Here is a 7594-nt window from a genome sequence, read left to right as displayed (position 1 = left end):
GTTTGAGACGTCTTTTGTCTACAGTCTGAAAGAACCCTAAAAAGGATTCTTCTTAATTCATTTTATTCTTCTTCGGTCATGAAGGTATTGAAAACTTCTTCAATCATATCCCATTCAGCATCTGTTTCGATTTGCTGCAATTCGCCTTCACTACCGTCTTCATTTTCAACATAAGCGTAAGCTTGCAATTCAACATCTTCGTCTTCAGGTGCTCCTGCGGGATAAAGTAATACATAATTGCGATTAAATTCTTCTTGTCCATCAATTGTCAAAAGAATTTCGTATAACGTTTCATTTCCTTCATCGTCAACTAAAGTAATTACTTCGTGATCGTGGTCATGTGTATGTTCGTGTGCCATGTCTATTCCTCTTTTCTAAAGTTTATTGCCCGTACGGTCAAGATAATTTTGTAAGATCATCACCGCTGCAAGTTTATCGATAACTTTTTTTCTTTTCGAACGCGACACGTCCGCTTGTTCGACTAACATCCGTTCAGCTTGCACTGTCGTCAGTCGTTCATCTTGAAACTCAACTGGTAAATCAAAAAGTTCTTTGATTTTTTCAGCATAGGCCATAGAAGCTTCTGCACGTGGACCAATTGAATTGTTCATATTTTTAGGGAGTCCTACTACAAATTTAGTAACCTGATATTCCTTGGCAAGCTCGCGTAAACGATCAAAGCCAAACTCCCCTTGCTCCTCATCAATACGGATGATTTCGACTCCTTGAGCCGTCCAGCCAAATGGATCGCTTACCGCAATTCCAACAGTTTTAGAGCCGACATCTAGTCCCATTATTCTCATCGAATATCAATACCGTGATCTTTTAGATAGTATTTTACCAAAACTTCCATGACTTCATCGCGCTCATGACGACGAATCAAGTTTCGTGCATCTTGATAACGAGGAATATACGCAGGATCTCCTGATAATAAATAGCCGACGATTTGGTTAATCGGGTTGTAGCCTTTTTCAGCTAAAGCATTGTAGACAATCGTTAACGTTTCACTAATTTCTTTCTTACGATTATCATCAAAATCAAAACGGACTGTTTCATCTGTGTATCCCATTTTCTCACACCTCTCCTTGGAATTATCAACAATTATATTCTACTAAAAGAAGACAAAACTTACAAACTTTGCAAGTTGCCAATCTATTGGCTTTAGAAAATCTTCCAAATTATTATAACATGCTTTCCTCCAGTGTATGTCTTTTTTTATAAGCATCTTTTTTTCTTTTAAGGATAATGCTCGTTATACTGAAATTATAACTTGTTTTACTAAATACATTTCTTGCTTAAAAAACAAAGGAGGCTCTACTATGCCCAATAGATTTTTTAAATTACTTGCCTGTATCATTGGTGTAGAATTAATTGGATCAATCTCTGGTTTCTTTGCTGGCGATATCCCTGCAATCTACGCTCAGCTAAATAAACCATTTTTAGCACCCCCAGGAAGCATCGTAGGAACGATTTGGATTATCCTTTATGCTCTAATTGGTTTGGCATTATTCTTGGTGATCGATAGTAAGGAAGCAAAAAGCAAAACTCTTTCTTATATTCTCTTTGGCATCCAATTAGTACTTAACTTTATTTGGAGTATCATTTTCTTTGGAGGTTCACATTTCTGGATCGCCTCCTTCATCAGTTTGTTTCTATTAATTAGTATCATTTTTAGCATTCGTGAATTTCGAGGAATTTCTACAGGAGCGGCGATTTGTTTTGTTCCTTACCTTATTTGGATTATTTATGCTACCTACCTTTCATTTGGATTAGCGTTTTTAAACTAGTCAAAAGACATCAGCTCTCTGATGTCTTTTTATTAGCTTTGATTATTTCATTTTCTTTCCGTCAGTCAATAGGACACTTCTTTTCTCTCCGATTTGACCTTTCCATAAAGCGCTTGCTATACTTTTAGACAGGAATCTATTGGAAAGGAGCCGCTTTTGAAGACAATTGTTGAGATTATTGAAAAATCAAAAGAAGAAATAGCCAATTTTAAAGTTCATGAAGTAACAAAATCCCTTCAAAATGTGCTTTCTATTCTCAAGAACGAAAAACTTTTTTTAGTTGGTGAGGAAAATGGTGCTCACTACAAAGTGCCATACTCAAATGTTTTTTATATAGAAGTTGTCGATAAGAAAAGCTTTATTTATACGCAAGACAAGGTCTACCAAAGTGCTGAAAAGCTTTATCAGCTGGAAGAAAAGCTTTTGCCCCACAAATTTATCCGAATCGGAAAATCAATGTTACTAAATATCGAAGTCATTCAATCTGTATCACCTACTTTGAGTGGCCGCTTTGAAGCAACTCTTGTTAACGATGAACGCGTTGCTGTATCGAGAAAATATGTTCCTGAACTAAAAAAAGCCTTAGGAATGAGGAAACGGATATGAGAGTAATCGACTATTTCAAAAGTGTTTTTCGATTGTCTTCTATGATTTTTACGTTACTAGTCCTTGTAAACTTGGCAATCAATAAGCAAACGCTCTTTGAGATCATAGAATACATGCTGATCGTCTCATTAATATCTGGATTACTGCGTTTCATTATTGAAGACAAGGAAACCTACTCTAATCGTCGTATTATTTTAAATCAACTGCTCTATATCGGATTGATTTTCCTACAAATTATCATTGGCGATATTTGGTATGGTTGGAATTTAGGAATGATTGGACTAATGCAAAATTTTGGGATCACTCTATTAATTTACGCTTTCATTAAATTTTTCATCTACAGTAATGACAAGAAGGAAGCAGCCGAGATCAATCAGCTAATTCAGCGAAAAAGGAAGCAAAATAGCTAAGTGAATGCTAAAATACAATTCTCTGCCGATTGGAATAGCCAATCGGCATTTTTCATGCACACCTCGCAACGACAATCAATCGCTTGCTCTCTAAATTATAAGGGGCTTGATCATAATCTCCAAATATTCGTACATCTTTATATCCAGCTAAACTAAGCAGTCGACGGTACTCATCATCAAGAATTATCTTGTATACAATGTCATATTGGTTGCTTTCCAGACGCTCTGTCGAATGATACAGATCTAAAACATGGATGGTTTGGAATGCTCCATCCTGTTCCTTAACAAATACACGAGAGAAATTTGGCTTATTCACTACTACTTCAATTGCTGGCAAACTTAAATTATGATGTGTCGTCCCTTGTGTCAAAATAAGTATCCCATCGTCTTTCATCCTTGCTTTCATTGATTTTAGAGCAGTAACTAGATCTTTTTCCGTGTGCAAGTGAGGCAAAGAGGTCGTTAAGCAGACGATTGCATCAAATTTCTTTTGATACTCTTTCTCTAAATACCTAAAATCACATTGTTTAAGTGGTACCTCTATCCCTTTTTCACTTAAATTTTTAGCAGCAACTTCTAACATAGATGCTGAGTAATCCGATCCAGCGACATCTAAGCCCATCTCTGAAAACATATAAAGATGCTGTCCTGTTCCACAAGCGCAATCCAACACACTTTCCACCTTCCCTTTCGAAAAGACGGATTGAAAAAACTCCTTCTCTGTGCCAAGATATTCCTCAATACTGCCAAACTCATCATAATCATAAGCGAATTGTTGATATCTATCTTTCATCTTTCACACCTCACAAGTTTTTGCTTCCATTATATCAAAATGATTTTACTAGGCATTTTTTATTGAAGATCGGTAAAAAAATAAGGGAATTGTCACCTTAGTTCGAGTTAACGACCACTTAGAGAAATTCCATTGTTTCAGCTAGAAAAGTTGCTTATAGTGGGTTTATCAAGAAGAACAACGAGAGAAATATTAACTAGAAAGAGGGAACTAAAATGAATGAACTCGTAACAATATCAAACCTAGCTAAATCTTATAATCATCAAGAAGTTTTAAATAATATTTCATTTTCAATCAATGAAGGAGAGTTATTTTCTATCTTAGGTCCGAATGGGGCAGGAAAATCTACTTTGATTTCTTTGATTCTAGGATTAGCCAAGGCAGATGCTGGTGAAATTCTATTTGAAGGAAAAGCTTTAGAAACACAATCCACTGAGCATAAATCAATGATCTCCGTTGTTTTTCAAAACAGTATCTTAGATCCAGATTTATCAGTGAAAGAAAACTTATTTATTCGGGCATACTTTTACACTAATAATTGGAAAGAAGCCAAGCAATTAGCCAAAGAAAAACTAGCGGATGTCCAAGGCGCACATCTCTTAAATAAACGATATGGTGTTCTATCAGGCGGAGAAAAGAGAAAGGTTGATATCGCAAGAGCTTTGCTTAACACACCGAAATTATTGTTCTTAGATGAACCAACTACCGGACTAGACATTGGTTCACGAGCAGACATGTGGCGATTGATTCATCAATTAAAATCAAAATATCACATGACCGTTGTATTAACTACTCACTACATGGAAGAGGCTCGAGATTCAGATAATATTTTGATGCTAGATAATGGGAAAATTATGGCGTATGACGCCCCAGAGAATTTGAAGAAAAACTATCAGTGCTTGACACTGGAGGATGTCTTTTTGACGATTATGGAAAAAGGGAGAGAGAATTATGAATGCATTAGTATATAGAGGATTGTTGCTATTTTTCAAAAACAAACAGGCGGTGATTGGTTCGTTTATCGGAGCATTGATTATGATTATCCTTTACGTTTTCTTGCTAGGCGACAGTTTAGTTGATTCCTTATCTGCTCTTTCGCATCCGAAACTTGTAATTGACACTTGGATGCTTGCTGGTGTGATCGGTATTGCATCAGCAAGTTCTACTCTTGGTTCAGTCAGCCTAATGATTAGAGACAAGGAGCGAAATGTTTATACTGACTTTATGATCTCTCCGATTTCTAAAAGTAAAATTATGTTGGGTTATTTTTTTAGTACCTTCTTGATTTCACTGTTGATTACTTTTATCGTGATTCTTGTTGCAGAAATCTACATTGTGGTTCTTTCGAATGGTGACTTTCTCACTTTGCCACAGTTGGGCCTATTATTCATTGTTAGTTTGTTGACAGTTTTTTGTTCTTCAGCCTTTATGTTTTTCATTGCAAGCTTTTTTAGACGAATTGATACCTTCTCCACTATGACTTCTGTGATCGGTCCTCTCATTGGTTTTTTGACCGGTTGCTATGTTCCGATAGGAAGTCTGCCTGACAATGTGCAGACAATAGTAGAATATTTTCCTTTAACTAGCGGCATCGTATTAATCCGCCGTATCTTAACGGCAAACGTATTTACTGCTGCAGATGAACCAATTGCGACAGTAATTAAAGAAGAATTAGGAATTTTATTAAATGGTCAAGAGAGTATCATTCTTCCTATCGCTATTCTAGTGATCTCAAGCTGTATCTTTTTAGCTATTGCCCTATGGAATGTCAAACGGATAGAAGTAAAGAGATAAACTATTAATTTAAAAGACCTCTTGAGGAAATCCTCAAGAGGTCTACGAGTTAGGATTAGTAAAGTTCTAAGTATTGATCACGTTCCCACTCTGAAACAGTTTGACGGAAGGCTGCCCATTCCATGCGTTTTGCTTCATTGAAGTTCGTGTAGATATGATTACCTAGAGCATCGATCATCGTTTGATCTTCACGCAATGCTTTGATTGCATTATGAATTGTAGAAGGTAAATCATATATTTCAGCTTCTTTACGCTCTTCTTCAGTCATCACATAAATGTTGCGGTCCACTGCTGCTGGTGGTGTCAATTCATTACGGATACCATCTAAACCAGCTTCTAATAAAACAGCCATAGTCAAATATGGATTTGCTGCTGGATCCACAGAGCGTAATTCTAAACGTGTAGACAAACCGCGAGATTCTGGAATACGAATCAATGGAGAACGATTGCGTCCGCTCCAAGCTACATACACAGGAGCTTCAAAACCAGGAACTAATCGTTTGTAAGAATTCACGATCGGGTTACATACTGCCGTATATGCACGCGCGTGCTTCAAAAGACCAGCTAAAAATTGATAAGCTGTTTTACTCAGTTTCATTGGACCATCTTCGTCGTAGAACACATTGCCTTCATCATTAAACAGTGACATATTGCAATGCATTCCTGAACCGTTGATTCCGTAAAGAGGTTTAGGCATGAACGTTGCGTGCAAGCCGTGTTTACGTGCAATTGTTTTTACAACTAATTTGAAGGTTTGAATGTTATCGCATGCTTCAATCGCATTTGCGTATTTGAAGTCAATTTCATGCTGACCAGGAGCAACTTCATGGTGAGAAGCTTCTACTTCAAAGCCTAAGCTTTCAAGTTCTAGTACGATATCGCGACGACAATTTTCACCTAAATCAGTTGGTGCAAAATCAAAGTATCCGCCTTTGTCATTCAAGTCTAATGTTGGATCGCCATTTTCATCCATTTTGAATAAGAAGAATTCTGGTTCTGGTCCTAAGTTGAATGAAGTATAGCCGAACTCTTCCATTCCCTTCAATACACGTTTCAAGTTTCCACGAGGATCTCCTGGGAACGGTGTACCATCAGGACTATAAATATCACAGATTAAGCGTCCTACTTTGCCATGATCGCTTTCCCATGGGAAAATCATCCAAGTAGACAAATCTGGATATAGATACATATCACTTTCTTCAATACGAACAAACCCTTCAATAGATGAACCGTCGAACATCATTTTGTTATCTAGGACTTTTTCCATTTGGCTAACTGGTACTTCAACATTTTTGATAGTCCCCATAATGTCTGTAAACATCAGACGTAAAAAACGGACGTTTTCTTCTTCGACAATTCTTGTAATATCCTCTTTACTTAGATCTCTTTTCGGCATAATATCTAATCCCTTCCTCGCACTTCATTTTTTTATATTCCACAATCACTACAGCTTTGGACCTTGTGATTGATATGGATTTTGTTGCTGGAATCCACCTTGTGTCAACATTTCGTCATAAAAAATACGGCGAACATCCTTATCAGTCAATGGCGGTTTTTCTTTAGCCGCTTTCACTTCTTCTTGACGCATTTGATAGACTCGTTTGATTCCTGCCATATTTAGGCCATCGGATAGATAGTCCTTGATTTCTAGCAATACATCAATGTCATTTAGAGAATACATCCTACGGTTACCTTCACTTCGTTCCGGATGGATCAGTTCTTGCTCCTCATAGTACCGAATCTGTCGCGCAGTCAAATCCGTCAACTTCATAACTGTACCAATTGGAAAAACAGCAAGTGAACGACGCAATTCTTTTTCCCGCATAACATCTCCTCCTTGTTTTTTGATGTTGAAAAAAGGATACCATCCGTTAGACCAATCGTCAAGCCTTTATGTCACATTTTCTTACATATAAATTCCGAACGTTCGTTTTTATCAAAGAAAGCTTATTGTATCAAGGGTTGATTGGTTCAAAGAAATTGATATACTGGAGAAAAAAGACAGGAAGATGGAAGATTGTTTAAATTTGAAATTGGTCAAACCGTGGAACTAAAAAAGCCTCACCCAATGGCTGGGTTGATTGGGGTCGTTAGAGCTTCTTATGAAGAGAATCGTACCTATCTTGTGTATTTCAACCATGATTATCAGTTAATCCTTCAGGAAGATCAGCTTGAAATAAAAAAAGGGTAAAAAAAATCCGAAG

Annotated in this window: 12 protein-coding genes; 6 read left to right on the top strand and 6 right to left on the bottom strand. The window is 36.9% G+C overall.

Features of this window, described 5'->3' with window-relative positions; genetic code table 11:
* Positions 1 to 62: 62 nt before the first annotated feature.
* Genes RV13_RS09600 through RV13_RS09590 form a run of 3 tightly spaced genes read right to left on the bottom strand, consistent with a single transcriptional unit; the run spans position 63 to position 1069 of the window.
* Positions 63 to 359 carry a DUF1292 domain-containing protein gene (locus RV13_RS09600; protein ID WP_010744480.1) on the bottom strand — a complete coding sequence of 99 codons (297 nt, stop codon included), beginning with the start codon at positions 357 to 359 and terminating at the stop codon, positions 63 to 65.
* A gap of 15 nt (positions 360 to 374) precedes the next feature.
* The gene (ruvX, locus tag RV13_RS09595) at positions 375 to 803 is read right to left on the bottom strand and encodes a Holliday junction resolvase RuvX (protein ID WP_010744479.1); all 429 of its coding nucleotides are present in this window, start codon (positions 801 to 803) and stop codon (positions 375 to 377) included.
* Positions 800 to 1069 carry an IreB family regulatory phosphoprotein gene (locus RV13_RS09590; RefSeq protein ID WP_010739601.1) on the bottom strand — a complete coding sequence of 90 codons (270 nt, stop codon included), beginning with the start codon at positions 1067 to 1069 and terminating at the stop codon, positions 800 to 802. Before RV13_RS09590 ends, ruvX begins: the two co-directional genes overlap by 4 nt.
* Before the next feature lie 250 nt (positions 1070 to 1319).
* Between RV13_RS09590 and RV13_RS09585 the strand changes: the two genes are divergently transcribed.
* The 3 genes from RV13_RS09585 to RV13_RS09575 all read left to right on the top strand — a co-directional run bounded on the left by RV13_RS09585 (position 1320) and on the right by RV13_RS09575 (position 2803).
* Positions 1320 to 1787 carry a TspO/MBR family protein gene (locus RV13_RS09585; protein ID WP_010744478.1) on the top strand — a complete coding sequence of 156 codons (468 nt, stop codon included), beginning with the start codon at positions 1320 to 1322 and terminating at the stop codon, positions 1785 to 1787.
* 156 nt (positions 1788 to 1943) lie between these two features.
* Complete coding sequence (locus RV13_RS09580; RefSeq protein WP_010744477.1) at positions 1944 to 2393, top strand: LytTR family DNA-binding domain-containing protein; 450 nt, start codon at positions 1944 to 1946, stop codon at positions 2391 to 2393.
* The gene (locus RV13_RS09575) at positions 2390 to 2803 is read left to right on the top strand and encodes a DUF3021 family protein (RefSeq protein ID WP_010744476.1); all 414 of its coding nucleotides are present in this window, start codon (positions 2390 to 2392) and stop codon (positions 2801 to 2803) included. The genes RV13_RS09580 and RV13_RS09575 overlap by 4 nt, the downstream gene beginning before the upstream one ends.
* A 52-nt stretch (positions 2804 to 2855) precedes the next feature.
* Here RV13_RS09575 and RV13_RS09570 read toward each other — a convergent pair whose 3' ends face one another.
* Positions 2856 to 3596: a class I SAM-dependent methyltransferase gene (locus RV13_RS09570; protein WP_010744475.1), complete on the bottom strand. Its 741-nt coding sequence runs from the start codon at positions 3594 to 3596 to the stop codon at positions 2856 to 2858.
* A gap of 215 nt (positions 3597 to 3811) precedes the next feature.
* On the opposite strand from RV13_RS09570, the gene RV13_RS09565 reads away from it, so the two are divergent.
* Positions 3812 to 4567, top strand: coding sequence for an ABC transporter ATP-binding protein (locus RV13_RS09565; RefSeq protein WP_010744474.1), 756 nt, complete (start codon positions 3812 to 3814; stop codon positions 4565 to 4567).
* Positions 4548 to 5390 (top strand): ABC transporter permease, encoded by an 843-nt coding sequence (locus RV13_RS09560; protein WP_010744473.1) that lies wholly within the window; start codon positions 4548 to 4550, stop codon positions 5388 to 5390. Before RV13_RS09565 ends, RV13_RS09560 begins: the two co-directional genes overlap by 20 nt.
* Before the next feature lie 55 nt (positions 5391 to 5445).
* Here the strand turns inward: RV13_RS09560 and glnA are convergent, their stop codons facing one another.
* Together glnA and RV13_RS09550 are read right to left on the bottom strand one after the other, a co-directional pair.
* Positions 5446 to 6786, bottom strand: coding sequence for a type I glutamate--ammonia ligase (gene glnA / locus RV13_RS09555; protein WP_010744472.1), 1341 nt, complete (start codon positions 6784 to 6786; stop codon positions 5446 to 5448).
* A gap of 48 nt (positions 6787 to 6834) precedes the next feature.
* Entirely contained in the window at positions 6835 to 7215 is a 381-nt protein-coding gene (locus tag RV13_RS09550; protein ID WP_010744471.1) for a MerR family transcriptional regulator, read from the bottom strand.
* Positions 7216 to 7407: 192 nt separating this feature from the next.
* Between RV13_RS09550 and RV13_RS20785 the strand changes: the two genes are divergently transcribed.
* The gene (locus RV13_RS20785; protein WP_010744470.1) at positions 7408 to 7581 is read left to right on the top strand and encodes a DUF951 domain-containing protein; all 174 of its coding nucleotides are present in this window, start codon (positions 7408 to 7410) and stop codon (positions 7579 to 7581) included.
* The last annotated feature ends 13 nt before the right edge of the window (positions 7582 to 7594 follow it).

Origin of the sequence: Enterococcus raffinosus (genome assembly GCF_001886185.1) — a bacterium.
Lineage (GTDB): Bacteria > Bacillota > Bacilli > Lactobacillales > Enterococcaceae > Enterococcus_A > Enterococcus_A raffinosus.
Note: the sequence above shows the minus strand (reverse complement) of the source record. Positions and strands in the feature narration are given on the sequence as shown.

What these genes read in the sequence shown, in the direction of transcription:
- RV13_RS09600 (WP_010744480.1), bottom strand. Translation starts at nt 359, where the DNA reads ATGGCACACGAACATACACATGACCACGATCACGAAGTAATTACTTTA.
- ruvX (WP_010744479.1), bottom strand. Translation starts at nt 803, where the DNA reads ATGAGAATAATGGGACTAGATGTCGGCTCTAAAACTGTTGGAATTGCG.
- RV13_RS09590 (WP_010739601.1), bottom strand. Translation starts at nt 1,069, where the DNA reads ATGGGATACACAGATGAAACAGTCCGTTTTGATTTTGATGATAATCGT.
- RV13_RS09585 (WP_010744478.1), top strand. Translation starts at nt 1,320, where the DNA reads ATGCCCAATAGATTTTTTAAATTACTTGCCTGTATCATTGGTGTAGAA.
- RV13_RS09575 (WP_010744476.1), top strand. Translation starts at nt 2,390, where the DNA reads ATGAGAGTAATCGACTATTTCAAAAGTGTTTTTCGATTGTCTTCTATG.
- RV13_RS09570 (WP_010744475.1), bottom strand. Translation starts at nt 3,596, where the DNA reads ATGAAAGATAGATATCAACAATTCGCTTATGATTATGATGAGTTTGGC.
- RV13_RS09565 (WP_010744474.1), top strand. Translation starts at nt 3,812, where the DNA reads ATGAATGAACTCGTAACAATATCAAACCTAGCTAAATCTTATAATCAT.
- RV13_RS09560 (WP_010744473.1), top strand. Translation starts at nt 4,548, where the DNA reads ATGAATGCATTAGTATATAGAGGATTGTTGCTATTTTTCAAAAACAAA.
- glnA (WP_010744472.1), bottom strand. Translation starts at nt 6,786, where the DNA reads ATGCCGAAAAGAGATCTAAGTAAAGAGGATATTACAAGAATTGTCGAA.
- RV13_RS09550 (WP_010744471.1), bottom strand. Translation starts at nt 7,215, where the DNA reads ATGCGGGAAAAAGAATTGCGTCGTTCACTTGCTGTTTTTCCAATTGGT.